General features: G+C 71.3%; 18 protein-coding genes and 1 tRNA gene. 10 read left to right on the plus strand and 9 right to left on the minus strand.

Features of this window, described 5'->3' with window-relative positions:
* Positions 1-31 precede the first annotated feature (31 nt).
* From ABT116_RS09585 to ABT116_RS09605, 5 genes are read right to left on the minus strand one after another with little or no spacing between them, the layout of a single operon-like run.
* Positions 32-1,051, minus strand: coding sequence for a Gfo/Idh/MocA family protein (locus ABT116_RS09585; RefSeq protein WP_351630193.1), 1,020 nt, complete (start codon positions 1,049-1,051; stop codon positions 32-34).
* An 18-nt stretch (positions 1,052-1,069) separates the two neighbouring features.
* Entirely contained in the window at positions 1,070-1,972 is a 903-nt protein-coding gene (locus tag ABT116_RS09590) for a sugar phosphate isomerase/epimerase family protein (RefSeq protein ID WP_351630196.1), read from the minus strand.
* Between the two features lies 1 nt (position 1,973).
* Positions 1,974-2,885 carry an ATP-binding cassette domain-containing protein gene (locus ABT116_RS09595; RefSeq protein WP_351630198.1) on the minus strand — a complete coding sequence of 304 codons (912 nt, stop codon included), beginning with the start codon at positions 2,883-2,885 and terminating at the stop codon, positions 1,974-1,976.
* 5 nt (positions 2,886-2,890) lie between these two features.
* Positions 2,891-3,967, minus strand: coding sequence for an ABC transporter permease (locus ABT116_RS09600; RefSeq protein WP_351630201.1), 1,077 nt, complete (start codon positions 3,965-3,967; stop codon positions 2,891-2,893).
* The gene (locus ABT116_RS09605) at positions 3,967-4,986 is read right to left on the minus strand and encodes a sugar ABC transporter substrate-binding protein (RefSeq protein WP_351630203.1); all 1,020 of its coding nucleotides are present in this window, start codon (positions 4,984-4,986) and stop codon (positions 3,967-3,969) included. The genes ABT116_RS09600 and ABT116_RS09605 overlap by 1 nt, the downstream gene beginning before the upstream one ends.
* Before the next feature lie 321 nt (positions 4,987-5,307).
* On the opposite strand from ABT116_RS09605, the gene iolC reads away from it, so the two are divergent.
* The 6 genes from iolC to ABT116_RS09635 are packed head-to-tail and all read left to right on the plus strand — an operon-like array spanning position 5,308 to position 12,295.
* Positions 5,308-6,285 carry a 5-dehydro-2-deoxygluconokinase gene (iolC, locus tag ABT116_RS09610; protein ID WP_351630206.1) on the plus strand — a complete coding sequence of 326 codons (978 nt, stop codon included), beginning with the start codon at positions 5,308-5,310 and terminating at the stop codon, positions 6,283-6,285.
* A 13-nt stretch (positions 6,286-6,298) separates the two neighbouring features.
* Complete coding sequence (locus tag ABT116_RS09615) at positions 6,299-7,177, plus strand: Cgl0159 family (beta/alpha)8-fold protein (protein WP_351630208.1); 879 nt, start codon at positions 6,299-6,301, stop codon at positions 7,175-7,177.
* 13 nt (positions 7,178-7,190) lie between these two features.
* Complete coding sequence (gene iolB / locus ABT116_RS09620; RefSeq protein WP_351630211.1) at positions 7,191-8,084, plus strand: 5-deoxy-glucuronate isomerase; 894 nt, start codon at positions 7,191-7,193, stop codon at positions 8,082-8,084.
* A complete protein-coding gene (gene iolD, locus ABT116_RS09625; RefSeq protein ID WP_351630213.1) occupies positions 8,081-9,952 on the plus strand; it encodes a 3D-(3,5/4)-trihydroxycyclohexane-1,2-dione acylhydrolase (decyclizing) in 1,872 nt (623 codons plus the stop codon). The genes iolB and iolD overlap by 4 nt, the downstream gene beginning before the upstream one ends.
* Before the next feature lie 42 nt (positions 9,953-9,994).
* Complete coding sequence (locus ABT116_RS09630) at positions 9,995-11,488, plus strand: CoA-acylating methylmalonate-semialdehyde dehydrogenase (protein ID WP_351630215.1); 1,494 nt, start codon at positions 9,995-9,997, stop codon at positions 11,486-11,488.
* A gap of 21 nt (positions 11,489-11,509) precedes the next feature.
* Positions 11,510-12,295 (plus strand): GntR family transcriptional regulator, encoded by a 786-nt coding sequence (locus ABT116_RS09635; RefSeq protein WP_351630218.1) that lies wholly within the window; start codon positions 11,510-11,512, stop codon positions 12,293-12,295.
* A gap of 26 nt (positions 12,296-12,321) precedes the next feature.
* Here the strand turns inward: ABT116_RS09635 and ABT116_RS09640 are convergent, their stop codons facing one another.
* Both ABT116_RS09640 and ABT116_RS09645 read right to left on the minus strand, forming a co-directional pair.
* Positions 12,322-13,146 (minus strand): DUF427 domain-containing protein, encoded by an 825-nt coding sequence (locus ABT116_RS09640; protein WP_351630220.1) that lies wholly within the window; start codon positions 13,144-13,146, stop codon positions 12,322-12,324.
* Between the two features lie 217 nt (positions 13,147-13,363).
* Positions 13,364-13,437 (minus strand) — tRNA-Pro (locus ABT116_RS09645).
* A 98-nt stretch (positions 13,438-13,535) separates the two neighbouring features.
* On the opposite strand from ABT116_RS09645, the gene ABT116_RS09650 reads away from it, so the two are divergent.
* The 3 genes from ABT116_RS09650 to ABT116_RS09660 all read left to right on the plus strand — a co-directional run bounded on the left by ABT116_RS09650 (position 13,536) and on the right by ABT116_RS09660 (position 17,072).
* Positions 13,536-14,087 carry a DUF309 domain-containing protein gene (locus tag ABT116_RS09650; protein WP_351630223.1) on the plus strand — a complete coding sequence of 184 codons (552 nt, stop codon included), beginning with the start codon at positions 13,536-13,538 and terminating at the stop codon, positions 14,085-14,087.
* 48 nt (positions 14,088-14,135) lie between these two features.
* Positions 14,136-14,906, plus strand: coding sequence for a precorrin-6A synthase (deacetylating) (gene cobF, locus ABT116_RS09655; protein ID WP_351630226.1), 771 nt, complete (start codon positions 14,136-14,138; stop codon positions 14,904-14,906).
* Positions 14,907-14,996: 90 nt separating this feature from the next.
* Positions 14,997-17,072, plus strand: a complete 2,076-nt coding sequence (locus tag ABT116_RS09660; RefSeq protein WP_351630227.1) for an MDR family MFS transporter — start codon at positions 14,997-14,999, stop codon at positions 17,070-17,072.
* 50 nt (positions 17,073-17,122) lie between these two features.
* Here ABT116_RS09660 and ABT116_RS09665 read toward each other — a convergent pair whose 3' ends face one another.
* Complete coding sequence (locus tag ABT116_RS09665; RefSeq protein WP_351630230.1) at positions 17,123-17,863, minus strand: cobalt-precorrin-6A reductase; 741 nt, start codon at positions 17,861-17,863, stop codon at positions 17,123-17,125.
* A gap of 86 nt (positions 17,864-17,949) precedes the next feature.
* Between ABT116_RS09665 and ABT116_RS09670 the strand changes: the two genes are divergently transcribed.
* Positions 17,950-18,750: a TIGR01458 family HAD-type hydrolase gene (locus ABT116_RS09670; RefSeq protein WP_351630233.1), complete on the plus strand. Its 801-nt coding sequence runs from the start codon at positions 17,950-17,952 to the stop codon at positions 18,748-18,750.
* On the opposite strand, the gene ABT116_RS09675 is transcribed toward ABT116_RS09670, so the two are convergent.
* Positions 18,736-19,509 (minus strand): sulfite exporter TauE/SafE family protein, encoded by a 774-nt coding sequence (locus ABT116_RS09675; RefSeq protein ID WP_351630236.1) that lies wholly within the window; start codon positions 19,507-19,509, stop codon positions 18,736-18,738. The genes ABT116_RS09670 and ABT116_RS09675 overlap by 15 nt on opposite strands.
* Positions 19,510-19,535: the final 26 nt, after the last annotated feature.

Consider the following 19,535-nt stretch of genomic DNA (forward strand, 5'->3'; position numbering starts at 1 on the left):
GGACCCGGGGCTCGGCCCCGGGTCCCTCTTCTCACGCGTACAGCGCCGGCTTCTCCACCAGGTCGATCTCCACCCGGCCGCCGTTCTCCAGCGCCCTGACCCCCGCCTCGCACACCGCCGCCGCGGCGTAGCCGTCCCAGGCGCTCGGGCCGGTGACCTCACCGCGGCGGGTGGCGTCGACCCAGGTCTGGATCTGCCGGTCGTAGGCCGTCTCGAAGCGTTCGGTGAAGTCCTGGGCGATGGTGCCGCCCCAGCGGCCGGCCATGTTGGTGACCAGGGCGTGGCCGTCGCCGATGCGGGCCGTGCCGCGTTCGCAGACCACCTCGGCCTGGACCTGGTAGCCGAAGCCGCAGTTGACGAAGATCTCGACGTCGCTGAGGGCGCCGCCGTCGGTCTCGAAGACGACGAACTGGGGGTCCTGCAGCGCGTCCGGGGCGTTGGCCGACGGGGTGGGGCGCAGCACCGTGACGGCGGTGATCTCGTGGCCCAGCAGCCAGCGGGTCGCGTCGGCCTCGTGGGCGACGGAGTCGCTGATCAGCATGGAGCTGGTGAAGAAGGGCGGGCTGGCCGCGTTGCGGTGCCGGTTGTGCACCATGAGCGGGCGGCCCAGCTGCCCCGTGCCCAGCAGGGCCTTCAGCTTCGCGTACTCGGGGTCGTAGCGGCGCATGAAGCCGACCTGGACCCGGCGGTGGCCGAGGCGCAGTTCGGCGTCGAGGACGCGCAGGGCGGAGGCCGCGTCGGGGGTGAGAGGCTTCTCGCACAGGACGGGCAGATCGTGCTCGAAGGCGGCGAGGAGGGTGGCCTCGTGGGCCGGGCCCGGGGAGGCGATCAGGACGGCGTCGACGTCGGACGCGGCCATCGCGGCGGCCGGATCGGTGTGGGCGGTGCAGCCGTCGACATGGGCGGCGACGGCCTTCGCGCGCTCCGCGTCGACGTCCACGACGGCGGCCACCCCTGCTCCGCTGGTGACGTCGTGGATGCGGCGCACGTGGTCGGCGCCCATCCGTCCGGTACCGATGACCGCGATTCCCAGCGGGGCACGCTCCGTCATGGCCGTCCTTTCGGGTCGTCAGGCGCCGCAGGACCTCAGGAACTTGCGGGTGCGCACCGCAATCGGCAGCGGCTTGTCCGGCTCGCAGGGGTACATGTCCTGCTCGACGATGGCGAACAGGTCCACGCCCAGCTTCTGGGCGGCCGTGAGGACCGGGCCCAACTCGGGGACGCCTGCCGGCGGTTCGCACATCACACCGCGCGCCACCGCGGGGCCGAACGGCACCTCGTTCTTCACCACGTCGGCCAGGATCTCCGGGTCGACCTGCTTGAGGTGCAGGTAGCCGATGCGCTCGCCGTACGTCTCGATCAGCTTGACGCTGTCGCCGCCGCAGTAGGCGTAGTGCCCGGTGTCCAGGCACAGGTTCACCGCGTCGGAGTCGGTCGAGTCGAGGAACCGCTCGACGTGCTCCTCGGTGTCGATGTGCGTGTCGGCGTGCGGGTGGACGACGATGTCCAGGCCGTAGGTGTCCTTGACCTCGCGGCCGAGGCGCTCCATGCCCGTGGTGAGGTTGCGCCACTGCTCGACGGTGAGTTCCGGCGCTTCCAGGATCTCGGCGGTCTTGTCGTCGCGCCAGAAGGACGGGATGACGACCAGGTGCTTCGCGTCCATGGCCTGGGTGAGGGCGGCGACCCGGCTGACCTGCTCCCAGGTGGAGTCCCACTCGGAGGGGCCGCGGTGCAGGCCGCAGAAGATGGTTCCGGCGGAGACCTTGAGGTTCCGCTTGGTCACCTCGTCGGTGAGCCGCGCCGGGTCGGTGGGCAGGTAGCCGTACGGGCCGAGTTCTATCCAGGAGTAGCCGGCCTCGGTGACCTCGTCGAGGAAGCGTTCCCAGGGCACCTGCTGGGGGTCGTCGGGGAACCAGACTCCCCAGGAGTCGGGGGCGGAGCCGACCCGGATGCGGTCGAGCGCGAGGGCCATGTCAGGACTTTCCTTCCGAAGAGGTGGCTACGGGTGCGGTGAGGTCTCCCTCTTCGGGGAGCTCTTCGACGTCGACACCACGAACCTGCGACAACTCATGCTTGAGAGAAGCCAGTTCGGCGCCGCCGGCCATGTGGTTGGTCAGTTCCTCGAGGGAGACGTCGCTGCGGGAGGCGGACAGCTCCATGGTCCCGAGGCGCAGCACGCTGAAGTGGTCGCCGACCATGTAGGCGTGGTGCGGGTTGTGGGTGATGAAGATGACGCCCAGGCCCTTCTCGCGGGCGGCGGCGATGTACTTCAGCACCACACCGGACTGCTTGACGCCGAGGGCGGCGGTCGGCTCGTCCAGGATGAGGACGCGGGCGCCGAAGTAGACGGCGCGGGCGATGGCGACGCACTGGCGCTGGCCGCCGGAGAGCGTGCCGATGGGCTGCTCCAGGTCGTCCAGGACGATGCCCATGTTGCGCAGCTCTTCGTCCGCGGTCTTCTTCATCCGCTCGATGTCGAGACGGCGCAGCGGCCAGGGGCCCTTGGTCATCTCGGAGCCGAGGAAGAAGTTGCGCCACACCGGCATCAGCGGGACGACCGCGAGGTCCTGGTAGACCGTGGCGATGCCCTTGTCGAGGGCCTCGCGCGGGGTGGAGAAGCGCACCGGCTCGCCGTCGACGAGGAACTCGCCCTCGGTGTGCTGGTGCAGTCCCGAGATGATCTTGATGAGGGTGGACTTGCCGGCGCCGTTGTCGCCGAGGACGCAGGTCACCTTGCCGGGGTGGACTTCGAGGTCCACGCCGTGCAGGGCGCGGATGTTGCCGTAGGACTTGCCGGCGCCGCGGAGTGCGACGAGAGGACGCTCACCGGCGGGCGGGGCGTCTTCGAGGACGGCACCGTGGGTGCCCGTTTCTTTGCTGGTCATCGCGGTCACCTCCGGGTCGCCGTGCGCTGGACCCACAGATTGATGAGGACGGCGCCGAGGAGCATCACGCCGAGGAAGGCCTTGAACCAGTCGGGGTTCCAGCCGGCGTAGACGATGCCCTGCTGCACCATGCCGAACATGAAGGCGCCGAAGACCGTGCCGATCGCGGAGCCGTAGCCACCGGTCAGCAGGCAGCCGCCGATGACGGCAGCGGCGATGTAGATGAGCTCCTGGCCCACGCCCTCGCCGGACTGCACGGTGTTGAAGGAGAACAGCTGGTGCATGCCGACGAACCAGGCGCCGAAGCCGACCAGCATGAACAGGGAGATCTTGGTGAAGGTCACCGGGACGCCGACGGCCCGGGCGGAGTCCTTGTTGCCGCCGACGGCGAAGATCCAGTTGCCGTACTTGGTGCGCAGCAGCACCCAGGTGGCCAGGGCCGCGAAGACCAGCCACCACACCACGGTGATCTTGACGTTGACCCCGCCGACGGTGAAGGTCGAGGCGAAGAGCTTCTGCGCCTGGGTGAAGCCGTCCATGTCGCTGATGTCGTCGGTGGCGACGTTGTCGGTGATCAGCTTGGTCACGGCGAGGTTCACGCCCTGAAGGATCAGGAACGTGCCGAGGGTGACGAGGAAGCTCGGCAGGCCGGTCTTGACCAGCAGCCAGCCGTTGAAGGCGCCGATCGCGAGCGACACGAGCAGGGCGACGATCACGCCGACCCAGACGTTCATGGTCAGCTGGTAACTGAGCATCGACGCGGTCAGTGCCGAGGTGACCACGGCGACACCGGCCGACAGGTCGAACTCGCCGCCGATCATCAGCAGGGCCACGGGCAGCGCCATGATCCCGATGGTCGACGACTGGTACAGGATGTTGGCCATCGAGCCGCCGTCGCGCACGGGCGGTGCCGCGAACAGGAAGAACACGAGCACGGCCACCGCACCGAGGAACACACCGACCTCGGGCCGGGCGAGCAGCCGCAGCGCCAGGGGGCGCTGCCGGGTCCGGCCGTCGGTCTGCTTCGGGCCGGGGGCCGGCGGTGTGTCCACCGCCGGCTCAGCCTGCTGGGTCATGCTCATCACCGGGTGCCCTTCGCGGCGAACTCCCCGATCTTGTCGACGTTGGACTTGTCGACGAAGGCCGGGCCGGTCAGCACGGGCTGCTCGCCGCCGCCGCTGTAGTTGCCGTTGTTCTTGTAGAGCCACAGGCCGTCGACGGCCAGGTAGCCCTGCAGGTACGGCTGCTGGTCGACGGCGAACTGGATCGAGCCGCCCTTGATGGCCTTGATCAGGTCCTTGTTGAGGTCGAAGGTGGCGACCTTCGCCTTGCTGCCGGCGTCCGAGACCGACTGCACCGCGGTCAGCGCGAAGGGGGCGCCGAGCGTCACGACGTAGTCGATGGACGGGTCCTGCTTGAGCTTGGCCGTGATCGTCGACTTCACGGACGGCATGTCGGTGCCGTTGACGTTCTGCGGGTCGACCTTGCCGTCGAAGGTCTTCGCGACGCCGTCGCAGCGCTGGGTGAGGCCCACGTTGCCCTGCTCCTGCATGACGCAGAGGACCTTCTTGGCGCCGACCTCGTTGAGCTTCTTGCCGAAGGCCTCGCCCGCGACGGACTCGTCCTGGCCGAAGAACTCCAGCAGGTTGAGGTTCTTCCAGTCGCTCAGGCCGGAGTTGAGTCCGACCACGGGTATGCCGGCCTTCTCGGCCTTGCCTATGACGCCCTTGAGGGCGTCGGGCTTGGCGAGGGTGACGGCGATACCGTCGACCTTCTGGTCGATCGCGTTCTGGACCAGGTTGGCCTGGGTGCCCGCGTTCGGGTCGGCCGAGTAGATGAGCTTGATGTTGTCCTTGGCCGCGGCGGCCTGGGCGCCCTTGCGGACGGTGTCCCAGAAGGTGTCGCCGGGAGCCTGGTGGGTGACGAGGGCGACGGTCATGCGCGGCGTGGTCGCCTTGCCGGCCGAGGCGTTCGCGGCACCTTCCTCGGACTTCTTGCCTCCGGAACTGCTGGAGCAGCCGGCGAGGGTCAGGGCCGCTGCCGCGGCCACGGCGACGACGGGCGCGAACCTGCGAGAGCGGGAGTGGGAAGAGCGGTCCATCTTTCCTGGCACCTCACTGTGCTACTGCGGGGGAAAGGAAGGGATCACGAAGGGATCCGTGGTCCCGGAGCCTTACGGAGTCCGGATCATGATGCCGCAAACGGACTGTCGTGATGCCACGGGATACAAGTCCCTGCCACGCCCGCTGTCAATACTTTGTTAAGACATCATTTCACGAGCAGGTCCGAATGTAAGTACAAACTATTGACAGCGCCGCCCTCCGGGACCTACACCTGGGGGCGGCAGGTCCCGTGGATCCACGCCCCCACCGTGTCAGGGCGTCCCAGGACCCGCATCCCCAGCTTCCCGAGGAGGTCGCGCATGGCCGGGCCAGCCCAGTATTTCGATGTGATCACGATGGGCCGCATCGGGGTCGACCTCTACCCCCTGCAGACCGGCGTCCCCTTGGAGAAGGTGGAGACGTTCGGGAAATTCCTGGGAGGTTCCGCGGCCAACGTGGCGGTCGCCGCCGCCCGCCTCGGGCGCCGTACGGCGGTGATCACGCGCACCGGCGAAGACCCCTTCGGCACCTATCTGCACGAGGAACTCAAGGGCTTCGGCGTCGACGACCGCTGGGTCACCCCGGTCGGCGCGTACCCGACGCCGGTCACGTTCTGTGAGATCTTCCCGCCGGACGACTTCCCGCTGTACTTCTACCGCCGCCCCAAGGCACCGGACCTGGAGATCCACACCGACGAGCTGGACTTCTTCGCCATCCGCGGCGCCCGGATCTTCTGGATCACCGGCACCGGCCTGAGCGAGGAGCCGAGCCGCTCCGCCACGGTCGCCGCCCTCAAGGCACGCGACAAGTCGGGGATCACCGTCTTCGACCTCGACTGGCGCCCGATGTTCTGGCGCGACCCCGAGGAGGCCCGCCCGTACTACCGCGAGGCCCTGCGGCACGCCACGGTCGCCGTCGGCAACCTCGACGAGTGCGAGATCGCCACCGGCGTGCGCGAGCCGCAGGCCTGCGCGGACGCCCTGCTGGAGGCGGGCGTGGAACTGGCCGTCGTCAAGCAGGGCCCCAAGGGCGTCCTGGCCGTGCACCGCGACGGGACCCGGGCCGAGGTGCCGCCGGTGCCGGTCGAGGTGGTCAACGGCCTCGGCGCGGGTGACGCCTTCGGCGGCTCGCTCTGCCACGGTCTGCTCGCCGGCTGGGACCTGGAGCGGACCATGCGCCACGCCAACGCCGCCGGCGCCCTCGTCGCCTCCCGCCTCGCCTGCTCCTCCGCGATGCCCACCGAGTCCGAGGTCGCCGACCTCCTCGCCGGGGTGCCGTCGCCGAGCACGAGCCACTGAAACGGAGCCTTCCTTGAACATCGGCATCCCCGACCTCACCACGGTCCGCGCCCGCAATCCCGAGGCCGTCGCCGAGGCGGCGGCCCGCCGGGTGCGCCGCCCGCTGGTCGGCGACAGCGGCCGCCTGATGATCGTGGCCGCCGACCACCCGGCCCGCGGCGCCCTCGGGGTCGGAGACCGGAGCCTGGCCATGGCCAACCGCGCGGACCTGCTGCAGCGGCTGTGCACCGCGCTGTCGCGGCCCGGCGTCGACGGGGTGCTCGCCACCGCCGACATCCTGGAGGACCTCCTGCTCCTCGGCGTCCTCGACGACAAGGTTGTCATGGGCTCCATGAACCGCGGCGGCCTGGCCGGAGCGTCCTTCGAGATGGACGACCGCTTCACCGGCCACCGCGCCGAGGACATCGCCCGGCTCCGCTTCGACGCGGGCAAGCTCCTGGTCCGCATCGACTACGACGACCCGGGCTCGCTGACCACGCTGGAGTCCACCGCCCGGGCGATCGACGCCATGGCGGCTCAGCGCCTCCCCCTGTTCGTCGAGCCGTTCATCTCCCGGCGGGTCGACGGCAGGGTCCGCAACGACCTGTCCGCCGAAGCCGTCACCAGGTCGATCGCCATCGCCTCGGGCCTGGGCGGCACTTCCGCCTACACCTGGCTGAAGCTGCCCGTCACCGACGACCCGGACGACATGGCCGAGGTCCTGGAGACCTCCACGCTGCCCGTCGTCCTGCTCGGCGGCGAGGTGGGCGACGACCAGGAGGGCGCCTACGAACGCTGGCGCAAGGCCCTGCGGCTGCCCACCGTCCAGGGCATGGTGGTCGGACGGTCGCTGCTCTACCCGGCCGGGGGCAGCGTGGAAGAGGCGGTCGACACGGCCGTCGGTCTGCTGTGATCCGGAGGATGCAATGACGTACCACCTTCCCGCCGGCAAGGCCCTCGGCGGCCCCTACGCCGTCGACGTGACGCCCGAGAAGGCCGGCTGGGGCCACTCCAGTCTGCGGATCCTGGAGCTGCCGCCGGGCGGCACGCACTCCTTCGACACGGGCGACAGCGAGTGGATCGTCGTCCCGCTGAGCGGCGGCTGCACGGTCGCGGCGGCGGACGACTTCGGCCAGGACACCTTCGAACTCCGGGGCCGCGCCGATGTGTTCAGCGGTGTCAGCGACTTCGCGTACGTGCCGCGCGACGCCCGTGCGACCGTGACGTCCGCCGCGGGCGGCCGGTTCGCGCTGACCGGCGCGCGCTGCACCCGCCGACTGCCCGCCCGCTACGGCCCGGCGTCCGAGGTGCCGGTGGAGCTGCGGGGCACCGGCAGCTGCTCCCGGCAGGTCAACAACTTCGGGGCGGCCGGGGTCTTCGAGTGCGACAAGCTCATCGCGGTCGAGGTGATCACCCCGGGCGGCAACTGGTCGTCGTTCCCGCCGCACAAGCACGACGAGCACCGGCCCGGCGAGGAGTCCGTGCTGGAGGAGATCTACTACTTCGAGTTCGCCGGGCACGACGGCACCCCCGGCCTCGGCTACCAGCGTGTCTCCCCCTCCGGCCCGGGCCGGGACACCGACGTCCTGGCGGAGGTGCGCGACGGCGACGTCGTCCTCATCCCGGACGGCTGGCACGGGCCGTCGATGGCCACGCCCGGCCACCACATGTACTACCTCAACGTCATGGCGGGCCCGGAGGCCGAGCGCGCCTGGCTGATCTGCGACCACCCCGACCACGCCTGGGTCCGCGACACCTGGCCGGACCAGCCGGTCGACCCCCGGCTCCCCCTCTACACCGCCCCGGAGACTTCCGCATGAGCGCCCCCACCCGCCGACTGACGACCGCCCAGGCACTGGTGCGGTTCCTGTCCGCCCAGTACACCGAGCGGGACGGCGTGCGCCGCCGGCTGATCGCCGGGACCTGGGGCATCTTCGGACATGGCAACGTCGCCGGAGTCGGCCAGGCGCTGGTCGAGTACGCCGAGGTGATGCCGTTCCACCAGGGCCGCAACGAGCAGTCCATGGTGCACGCCGCGGTCGGTTACGCCCGGCAGCTCAACCGCCTGTCCGCGCAGGCGGTGACGACCTCGATCGGCCCGGGCGCCACCAACCTGGTCACCGGCGCGGCCCTGGCGACGATCAACCGGCTGCCGGTGCTGCTCCTGCCCGGGGACTACTTCGCCTCGCACGCCCCCGACCCGCTGCTCCAGCAGCTGGAGCACCCGGTCGAGGCCGACGTGTCCGTCAACGACACGCTCCGTCCGGTGTCGCGGTACTTCGACCGGATCACCCGCCCCGAGGCGCTGATCCCCTCGGCGCTCCAGGCGATGCGGGTGCTGGCCGACCCGGCCGAGACCGGAGCCGTCACCCTCGCCCTGCCCCAGGACGTGCAGGCGGAGGCGTACGACTGGCCGGAGGAGTTCTTCGCCGAGCGCGTCTGGTACGTACGCCGCCCCGCGCCCGACCCCGTGGAACTGACCGCCGCGGTCGAGGCGATCCGGGCGGCCGAGCGGCCGCTGATCGTGGCGGGCGGCGGCGTGCACCACAGCGAGGCCGAGGAGGCCCTGAAGGCGTTCGTGGAGGCCACCGGCGTCCCCGTCGCCTCCACCCAGGCCGGCAAGGGCTCGCTCCGCCACGACCACCCCGCCGACCTCGGCGGCATCGGCCACACCGGTACGGCGGTCAGCGACGAACTCGCCCGCACCGCCGACCTCGTGATCGGTGTCGGCACCCGCTACACCGACTTCACCACCGCCTCGGGCACCCTCTTCCAGAACCCGGACGTGCGGTTCCTCAACCTCAACATCACCGGTTTCGACGCGCACAAGCTGGCTGCGCGGACGCTGGTGTGCGACGCGCGGTCCGGCCTGGAGAGGCTGGCCGAGGGGCTGGCAGGGCACCGGGTGCCGGAGGCGTACGAGGCCGAGTACCGCGCCGGCAAGGAGCGTTGGGACGAGGTCGTGGAGGCCGCCTACCGCGCCGCCGACGAGAACGCGGCGCCGACCCAGACGCAGGTGCTCGGCGCGCTGGACGCGGCGGTCGGCGACGAGGACGTGGTCATCAACGCGGCCGGTTCGCTCCCCGGCGACCTGCACAAGCTGTGGCGCTCGCGCAGCCCGCGCCAGTACCACCTGGAGTACGGCTACTCCTGCATGGGCTACGAGATCCCGGCCTGCATCGGCGTCCAGCAGGCCGCCCCGGGCACGCCGGTGTGGGCGCTGGTCGGTGACGGCACCTACCTGATGATGCCGACGGAGATCGTCACCGCGGTGCAGGAGGGCCTGCCGGTCAACATCGTCCTGATCCAGAACCACGGCTACGCCTCCATCGGCGGCCTGTCGCAGGAGACGGGCGGCGAGCGCTTCGGCACCGCCTACCGCTTCCGGGCCGCCGACGGCACCTTCACCGGCGCCCCGCTGCCCGTCGACCTCGCGGCCAACGCGGCCAGCCTCGGGATGGACGTGCTGCGCGCCAAGACCGTGCGCGAGCTGCGCGAGGCGCTCGCCGCGGCCCGCGCCTCGGACAGGCCGACGTGCGTGTACGTCGAGACCGACCCGGCGCCGACCGCTCCCCCGGCCGAGGCCTGGTGGGACGTGCCGGTGGCCGAGACCGCCTCCCGGGAAGCCGCCGTCGAGGCCCGTGAGCGCTACGACCGCCAGGTGGCGGACCGTCGCCGCCACCTCTGACCTCCCTCTGAACTCAAGCTCCGTGAAAGGCCCGTGCGCACCATGAAGACCATCACCCACTGGATCGACGGCAAGCCCGTCGAGGGCACCTCCGGCCGGTTCGGCCCCGTCTACAACCCGGCGACCGGCGCCCAGGAGAAGCAGGTCGCGTTCGCGTCCGTCGACGAGGTCGATGCCGCGGTCGCCTCCGCCAAGGCCGCCTTCGCGAGCTGGGGCGAGTCATCTCTGGCCAAGCGCACGGCGATCCTGTTCAAGTACCGCGAGCTGCTCGACGCCCACCGCGACGAGATCGCCGAGCTGATCACCGCCGAGCACGGCAAGGTGCACTCCGACGCGCTCGGCGAGGTCGCGCGCGGCATGGAGATCGTGGAGCTGGCGTGCGGGATCTCCGTCCAGCTCAAGGGCGAGCTGTCCACCCAGGTCTCCACCCGGGTGGACGTCGCCTCGATCCGCCAGCCGCTGGGCGTGGTCGCGGGCATCACGCCGTTCAACTTCCCGGCGATGGTGCCGATGTGGATGTTCCCGCTGGCGATCGCCTGCGGGAACACGTTTGTGCTGAAGCCGTCGGAGAAGGACCCGTCGGCCTCCCTGCGGCTGGCCGAGCTGGCCGGCGAGGCGGGTCTGCCGGAGGGCGTCCTGAACATCGTGCAGGGCGACAAGACGGCCGTGGACCGCATCCTGGAGCACCCGGACATCGAGGCGGTGTCCTTCGTCGGCTCGACGCCGATCGCCAGGTACATCCAGCGAGCGGCCGTCGAGCACGGCAAGCGGGTGCAGGCCCTGGGCGGCGCCAAGAACCACATGCTGGTGCTGCCCGACGCCGACCTGGAACTCGCCGCGGACCAGGCGATCAACGCCGCGTACGGCTCTGCGGGCGAGCGCTGCATGGCCGTGTCGGTGGTGGTGGCCGTCGGTGACATCGGCGACGAGCTGGTCGGCAAGATCGCCGAGCGGGCGAAGAACCTGAAGATCGGGCCCGGCAACGACCCGGCGTCCGAGATGGGCCCGCTGATCACCCGCGAGCACCGCGACAAGGTGGCGTCGTACGTGGCGTCGGCCGCCGAGCAGGGCGCGGAGGTCGTGGTCGACGGCACGGGCTTCTCGGTGGACGGCCACGAGAACGGCTTCTTCCTCGGCGTCTCCCTGCTGGACCGGGTGCCGCTGACGGCGGACGCGTACCGGGACGAGATCTTCGGCCCGGTGCTCGCGGTCGTACGGGCACAGACGTACGACGAGGCCATCGAGCTGATCAACTCCTCCCGCTGGGGCAACGGCACCGCGATCTTCACCCGGGACGGCGGCGCGGCCCGCCGCTTCCAGTTGGAGGTCAAGGCGGGCATGGTCGGCGTCAACGTGCCGATCCCGGTCCCCGTCGGCTACCACTCCTTCGGCGGCTGGAAGGACTCCCTCTTCGGAGACCTGCACGTCTACGGCAACGACGGCATCGCCTTCTACACCCAGGGCAAGGTCATCACCACCCGCTGGCCCGACCCGTCCGACGGCGGCATCAACCTCGGCTTCCCGAGCAACTCCTGACACCCGTGAGGGGGTTCATCCATGGCGAAGTCCGGTGACCGGGCCCGCACCACGGCCGCCCCGGCGCTCGGCGCGCTGGACTTCGCCCTGGACCGGAGCAGTCCCGTGCCGCTCTACCACCAGCTCGCGCAACAGCTGGAGGCGGCGATCGAGCGCGGGGTCCTCGCCCCGGGGAACCTCCTGGGCAACGAGGTCGACCTGTCGGTCCGCCTCGGCCTGTCCCGCCCCACCGTCCGCCAGGCCATCCAGTCCCTCGTCGACAAGGGGCTGCTGGTCCGGCGGCGCGGCGTGGGCACGCAGGTGGTGCACAGCCAGGTCAGGCGCCCGCTGGAACTGAGCAGCCTCTACGACGACCTGGAGGCGGCCGGGCAGGGGCCGACCACCGAGGTCGTGCGCAACGAGGTCGTCCCGGCCGCCTGCGACGTGGCCGCCGCCCTCGGTGTGCCGGAGGGCGGCGAGGTGACCGTCCTCGACCGGCTGCGCCGCACCCACGGCCGGCCGGTGGCACTGCTGCGCAACTACCTGCCGGCGTCCCTGCTGGAGCTCGACAGCGCCCGTCTGGAGTCGACGGGCCTGTACCGCGTGATGCGCTCGGCGGGCATCACCCTGCACAGCGCCCGCCAGACCGTCGGCGCCCGCGCGGCCACGGCGGACGAGGCGTCCCGCCTGGACGAGGCGGAGGGGGCGGCGCTGCTCACGATGCAGCGCACGGCGTACGACGACACCGGGCGCGCGGTCGAGTACGGAACGCACATCTACCGGGCCTCGCACTACTCGTTCGACTTCCAGTTGCTGGTGCGGCCGTAAGCGGCGGCCCGCCCTGCTGGACAGCTTCACGAGCGGTTCCCCCTCCGCAGCATCCTGCTGAACGGCGTGTCCGGCCGCTCCAGGCGCTCGCCGTCCAGCGTGATGTCGACGACCTCGTTGAAGAAGGCGACGCGCCCCCGGATCGCCGCCACGGCGGGCAGCGGTTCGGGATAGGTCCACACGAGGTTGGGCGGCACGTCGGCCCCGCCGCGCCAGGACCAGTAGGAGGCGGTGCCCTTGTAGGGACATCCGGTGTGGTGGTCGGTGGCGTCGAACAGGTCGAGGCGGACGTCGTCGCGGGGGAGGTAGTACCGGGTGGGCAGGGACGTCTCGAAGAGCAGGACGGGAGCGTGGCTGTCCGCGACGACCTGCCCGTCGATCTCGACCTGCACGTGCCGGCTGCTCGGCAGCGCGTCGACGCGTTTGTGCGGGTCACGGGGATGGATGAAGATCTCCTCGTCCTCCTCGTACCAGTGGTCGAGGCCCGTGTCGGTGCGCAGGAACCATTCGAAGGCGATGTGGCCGGCCAGGTCGTCGGCGGGGAACGTCCAGGCCGCGTTCTCGCGCACCTCGCCGTCGGCGTCGAGGTCGTAGAAGACCCGGGAGCCGGTGTGGGCGCCCATGGGCGGGCTCTCGGCCGGGCGGAGCAGGTCGGTGCGGACGTCCTCCTTCGGGAAGGCGTACTGCGGCACGGGCAGGTGGGGTTCCCAGACGAGCACCGGGTGCCGGCTGTCGACGACGGTGACGTCGCCCTTGCGGCCGCGCACCCAGCGCTCGCTGGGCTCCCACATGAGGCCTTCCGGGGTGGTCCTGATCGAGCGGGCGGCGGGGTGGGCCGGGCGTGTGGTCATGGCCGGTGCTCCTTCCGGAGGTCCGGATGCCGTTCCCCTCCACGGTCCACGGTGTCAGTGCACCGCGTCCAGCCGGGAGCGCTGCCCCGGGTCCACCGCGGCCGGGTTCTCCCCGGCCGGCGACTTGGAGTGCTCTTGAGGTCGCGGGCGTACGCACTCGCACACGCGCACGACAAAAGGGTCCCGCAGGCATCTGCCTGCGAGACCCTTCGTACCGTCGGGACGACAGGATTTGAACCTGCGACCCCTTGACCCCCAGTCAAGTGCGCTACCAAGCTGCGCCACGTCCCGGTGCGCGCCACCCGCGGTGAGCCGCGTGATCGCGCGAACAGCACCTTACCCCACACCCCTGGCCGCGCCGAAAACGGGCCGGGCGGGACAATCGGCGTATGGGCAGCACAGGAGAGACCGGATCGGGCCGGACGGGCGGCACACGAGACCGCGACGGCGAGGGGCGGGCGCGCAACGCCCGCCCCCGGGACGGACTCGGACGGCCCCTGCCGTACGGCGCGGACGGTGTGCCCCGGCAGCCCGAGGGCGTCGTCCGCACCCCCGAGGAGACCGTCGCGGAAGCGCAGCGGCTGCTGGACGAGGGCAAGCCGTTCCACGCGCACGAGGTCTTCGAGGACGCGTGGAAGTCGGGGCCCGACCAGGAGCGCGAGCTGTGGCGCGGGCTCGCCCAGCTCGCCGTGGGGCTCACGCACGCCGCGCGGGGGAACCTGACCGGCGGGGCCCGGCTCCTGAGGCGCGGGGCGGGAGCGGCCGAGGCCTGGGCGTCCGAGGCCGGGCAGGCCCTGCCGCACGGGATCGACGTCGCGAGCCTGGCCGCGTGGGCGCGGGAGCTGGCCGGGGAGGTGGAACGGGACGGCAGCGCGGTGGACGCGGGGGCGCGGGCGCCGCGGCTGCGGGGTGAGGCGGCCGGAGCTGACCCGCACGCCTGAACCAGGACCCGTGAAAGAGCCGTCGAACCCGTGCGGCAGACTCGGGGGGTGCGAAAGATTCATGTCATCGGTATCGGCGCGGGCGACCCCGACCAGCTCACCCTCCAGGCGGTCAGGGCACTGCGGAGCACGGACGTGTTCTTCATCCTGGAGAAGGGCGAGGTGAAGGCGGACCTCACCGGGCTCCGCCGGGACATGCTCGACGCGCACGTGCCCGAGGGGACGTACCGCGTCGTCGAGGCGCGCGACCCGGAGCGCGACCGGAGCGCCGGCGGCTCGGCCTACTCACCCGCCGTCGGGGACTGGCGCAGCGCCCGTGCCGACATCTACGAGCGGCTGATTGCCGAGGAGCTCGGCGAGGAGCAGACCGGCGCGTTCCTGGTGTGGGGCGACCCGTCGCTGTACGACAGCACGCTGGGGATCCTGGAGGAGGTGCTGGAGCGGGGCGCCGTGGCGTTCGAGTACGACGTCGTGCCCGGCATCAGCAGCGTCTCGGCGCTCGTCGCCCGGCACCGCACGGGCCTCAACCGCGTCGCCCGGCCCGTGCAGATCACCACCGGCCGGCGGCTGGCGGAGGGCTTCCCGGAGGGCGTGGACGACGTGGTGGTCATGCTCGACGCCCACCAGACTTTCCGGCAGTACGCGCAGGAGGACGTCGCCATCTACTGGGGTGCCTACATCGGCACGCCGGACGAGATCCTCGTCTCCGGCCCGATCGCCGAGGCGGCACCGCGCATCGAGCGGTTGCGGGCCGAGGCCCGTGAGCGCAAGGGCTGGATCATGGACACGTATCTGCTGCGCCGGCATCCCCGCGACTGACGGGACTCGCGGGACTGACGGGCCCATCACCGGGCACCCGTGCGGACGTTCTGGCATGCGCACGTAGCCCACAGGTGTGAAGGTGACGACGTGACCGTCGTGGAGGAAACCGCCCTGCCCGCCTCCCAGCCGCCGGTGCTGGACGCCCGTCGCCGCAACGTCGTCTTCGTGACGATCATGCTGGGGATGCTGCTCGCGGCCCTCGACCAGACCATCGTCGGGACCGCATTGCCGACCATCGTGTCGGATCTGGGCGGGGCGGACCACATGTCGTGGGTGGTCACGTCGTACCTCCTCGCGGAGACCGTCGCGACCGTGCTGGTCGGCAAGTTCGGCGACCTGTTCGGCCGCAAGGTGGTCTTCCAGGTGTCGGCGGTCGTGTTCATCACCGGCTCGTTCCTGTGCGGACTGGCGACGAACATGTCGCTGCTGATCGCCTGGCGGGCGATGCAGGGCATCGGCGCGGGCGGGCTGATGGTCACCTCGATGGCGCTGATCGCGGACGTGATCCCGCTGCGCGAGCGGGGCAAGTACCAGGGCGCGATCGGCGCGGTGTTCGGGGTGGCCACCGTCATCGGGCCGCTGCTGGGCGGGCTGTTCACCGATCACCTGACGTGGCGCTGGGCGTTCTACGTGAACGTGCCCATCGCGATCGTGGTCGTCGTGGCGGCGGCCAGGACCATTCCGGTGGTGAAGGCGGTCTCCCGGCCGGTCATCGACTATCTGGGCATCGCGCTCGTCGCGGTCGGCGCCAGCGCCCTGATCCTGGCGACGAGTTGGGGCGGCAACGAGTACGCGTGGGACTCGGGGGTGATCATCGGGCTGTTCGTGGGCGGCGTCCTCGCACTCGCGCTGTTCTGCCGGGTGGAGACCCGGGCGCGTGAACCGATGCTGCCCATGCGGCTGTTCGCCAACCCGGTGTTCACCGTCTGCTCGGTGCTGAGCTTCATCGTCGGCTTCGCGATGCTCGGCGCGCTGACGTACCTGCCGACGTATCTCCAGTATGTCGACGGCGACTCGGCCACGATCTCCGGTGTGCGGACGCTGCCGATGGTGGCGGGGCTGCTCATCGCGTCGGTCTTCAGCGGCACCGTGGTCAGCAGGACCGGGCGGTACCGGATCTTCCCGATCGTCGGCGCGCTGGTGATGGGCGTCGGCCTGTTCCTCATGTCGCTCATGGGGCCGGACACCGGATCGTGGCTGGAATCCCTGTACATGTTCGTGCTGGGCAGCGGCATCGGCCTGTGCATGCAGGTGCTGACGATCGCGGTGCAGAACACCGTCGACTACGCCGACCTGGGCACCGCGACCTCCGGGGTGACCTTCTTCCGCACGCTCGGCAGCTCCTTCGGCACGGCCGTGTTCGGCACGATCTACACCAATACGCTGGCACCCAACCTCCGTGACGGGGTGGCGCAGGCGGCGCGGGCCGGTGAGCTGGACCCGGACACGCTCAGCCGGGCGGCGACCAGTCCGGAAGGCGTCCACGAACTGCCGTCGGCCGCGGCGGGGCCGATCGTCGGCGCCTACGCCGACACGCTCCAGACCGTGTTCCTGTGGACGGTGCCGGTCGCCGCGGTGGGCTTCCTGGTAGCCCTGTTCCTCAAGCAGGTCCGGCTGCGCGACACCGCGCGGACGGGCTCGACCGACATGGGCGAGGGTTTCGGCTCGCCGAGCGGCGCGGACTCCCGGCGGGTGCTGGAGGCCGCCGTCGGCAAGATCATCGGCTCTACGGATCTGGACACCGCGCGGCGGATCGTCCTGGAGTCCGACACCCGGCTCGACGTGGCCGGGGCCTGGGCGGTGATGCAGGTCGAGCTGTTCACCCGCATGGTCGGCCACGCGAGCCTGGGGTTGATCGCAGCGCGGCGCAGGCTGCCTCCGGAGGTGCTGCTGCCGGTCTTCGAGCGGATGGTCGAGGAGGGGTTCCTGACCCGCGCCGGCTCCCTGCTCTCCCACACCGAGGCGGGCGCGCGGGAGGCCGCGGTCCTCACGCGGGCCTGGGCCGACTGGCTGGAGGACCGGCTGGGTCGGGACATCGGCCGTCCCTCGGACAGCGACCTGCGCGTAGCGGTCGACGCGATCGCGAAACGGCTGCTGGTGGAGGATCTGAGCCATGGGCTGCCGCGCAGTCAGGAGAAGTCCCTCACGGCCGGCTCACGGTGACAGCCACGGAACCCGGCCAAGTCCCTCGCGGCCGGCCCGGTGTGAGCGCCCTACGCGAGCCCCAGCCGTTCCAGCACGCCCTCCACATCGGGTACGGCCGTCACGCCGTCCGGCAGCGGCGGCCGCCGTACGACCACGACCGGCAGCCCGAGGTCCCGGGCCGCCGTCAGTTTGGCCGCCGTGGCCGTTCCCCCGCTGTCCTTGGTCACCAGGACGTCGATACGGTGCTCGCGCAGCAGGGCCGTCTCCCCGGGGACGGTGAACGGGCCGCGGGCGAGCAGCACATGGGTGTCGGGGGGCATCGGCGGCTCGGGGGGATCCACCGACCGCACGACGAAGCGGAGTCGCGTCAGGTGGGCGAAGGAGGCCAGGCCGAGGCGCCCGGTGGTGAGGAACACCCGGCGGCCGAGGCGCGGGAGCAGGTCCGCGGCGGCGTCCAGTGAGGGGACCGGATGCCAGTGGTCCCCGGGGCCGGGCCGCCATCCAGGGCGGCGGAGCACCACGGCGGGTACGCCGGTCTCGGTGGCGGCGCGGGCGGCGTTGGCCGTGACCGACTCGGCGAAGGGGTGCGTGGCGTCGACAAGCGCGTCCACGCCCTCCTCCCGCAGCCATCCGGCCAGTCCCCGGGTCCCGCCGAAGCCCCCTACGCGTACCTCCCCGTCGAGCGCCCCCGGCTTGGCGACGCGCCCCGCGAGGGAGGTCGTGACGCGGACGCCGGGGCGGGTGGACAGCGCCGTGGCCAGGGCGCGGGCCTCGGTCGTGCCGCCGAGGATCAGGACGTGAGGGGACACGGCGTCGAGCGTACGAGGTCCGGTTCCGCCCGGGGCGGGGCGGGTGCCGACCGGCGATCACCACTCAAGGTCGTTATCGTCCTGGCATGGAGTCCGTGCGTGCCGTGCTCGTGGACATCGACGGGGTGCTCACCGTCTCGTGGCGGCCGTTGCCCGGGGCCGTCGAGGCGTTGCGGGAGATCCGGGAGGCCGGGCTCGGCGTCCTGCTGGTCACCAACACCACCTCACGTACCAGGGCGTCGATCGCCGGGACACTGGCGAAGGCGGGTTTCCCGGTGTCCGCCGAGGACATCCTCACGGCGCCCGCCGCCACCGCCGCGTACCTGGCCGAGCACTGTCCCGGGGCCCGGTGCGCGCTGCTGAACAGCGGCGACATCGCGGAGGACCTGGACGGTGTCACCGTCGTCGAGGCGGGCGACACCGCCAGCGTGCCGGATGTCGTGCTGGTCGGCGGGGCCGGTCCCGAGTTCGGCTACGAGGCGCTCGACCGGGCCTTCGGGCATCTGCAGCGCGGGGCCCGGCTGGTGGCGATGCACCGCAACCTGTACTGGCGTACGGCCGAGGGGCTGCGGCTGGACTCCGGAGCGTTCCTCGCCGGGCTGGAGCGGGCCGCGCGGGTGGAGGCCGAGATCACCGGCAAGCCGGCGCGGGCGTTCTTCGCGTCGGCGCTCGCCCGGCTGGGCGTCGGCGCGGACGAGGCGGTGATGGTCGGCGACGACGTCGAGTCCGACGTGCTCGCGGCGCAGCGGGCCGGGGTCAGCGGGGTGCTCGTGCGGACCGGGAAGTTCCAGGAGGAGACGCTGCGGACCGCCGACGGCCCGCCCGACCACGTGATCGACTCCTTCGCGGACCTTCCGGCGCTGCTGCGGGAGTCAGCGCAGCAGTAGCTGCAGACCGCCCACGATGGTCGCCGCGATGACGAGCTGCTCGAACAGCCGCTGGTTGATCCGGTGCACGGCCCACTTGCCGAAGAGCGCGCCGGGCACGACGAACGCCACCAGCGCCAGGTCGAGCAGGAGCGAGCGGCCGTCGATCAGGCCGAGGCCCGCGCTGAAGGGCAGCTTGGAGACGTTGACGATGAGGAAGAAGAAGGCCGAGGTGCCGAGGAAACCGAGCTTGCGGAAGCCCGCGGAGAGCAGGTACATCGACATCACGGGGCCGCCCGCGTTGGCGACCATGGTGGTGAAGCCGCCGAGGACACCGTAGGAGCGGGCCTTGAGCCGGCCCGACCGGGTGGCGACCGACTCCGGCTCCTCCTCCTTGTCGGCCGTGCGCCGGCGCCACACCGTCACGGCGGCCATCAGCAGCAGGATCGCGCCGATCGAGGTCCGTACGATCGCGTCGTCGGCCCACAGAAGGAACACCGTGCCGACGACCACACCGGCGGCGACCGCGGGGAACAGCCGCCACAGCGTGGGCCAGTGCGCGTGCCGCCGGTAGGTGGCGACGGCCAGGAGATCGCCGGCGATCAGGATGGGCAGCAGCACGCCGGTGGAGGCGCGGGCGGGCAGCACGGCCGCGAAGATGGCGAGGCTGACCGTGTTGGCCCCGCTCACGGCGGTCTTCGAGAAGCCGACGAGCAGGGCCGCGAAGGCGAGGGCGGCGAACTCCCAGCCGGTGATGTGCCAGAGCGTCATGGTGTTCATGCGAACACTGATGCTATGTGCAACGA

The organism is Streptomyces sp. NPDC002130 (assembly GCF_040296465.1).
GTDB lineage: Bacteria > Actinomycetota > Actinomycetes > Streptomycetales > Streptomycetaceae > Streptomyces.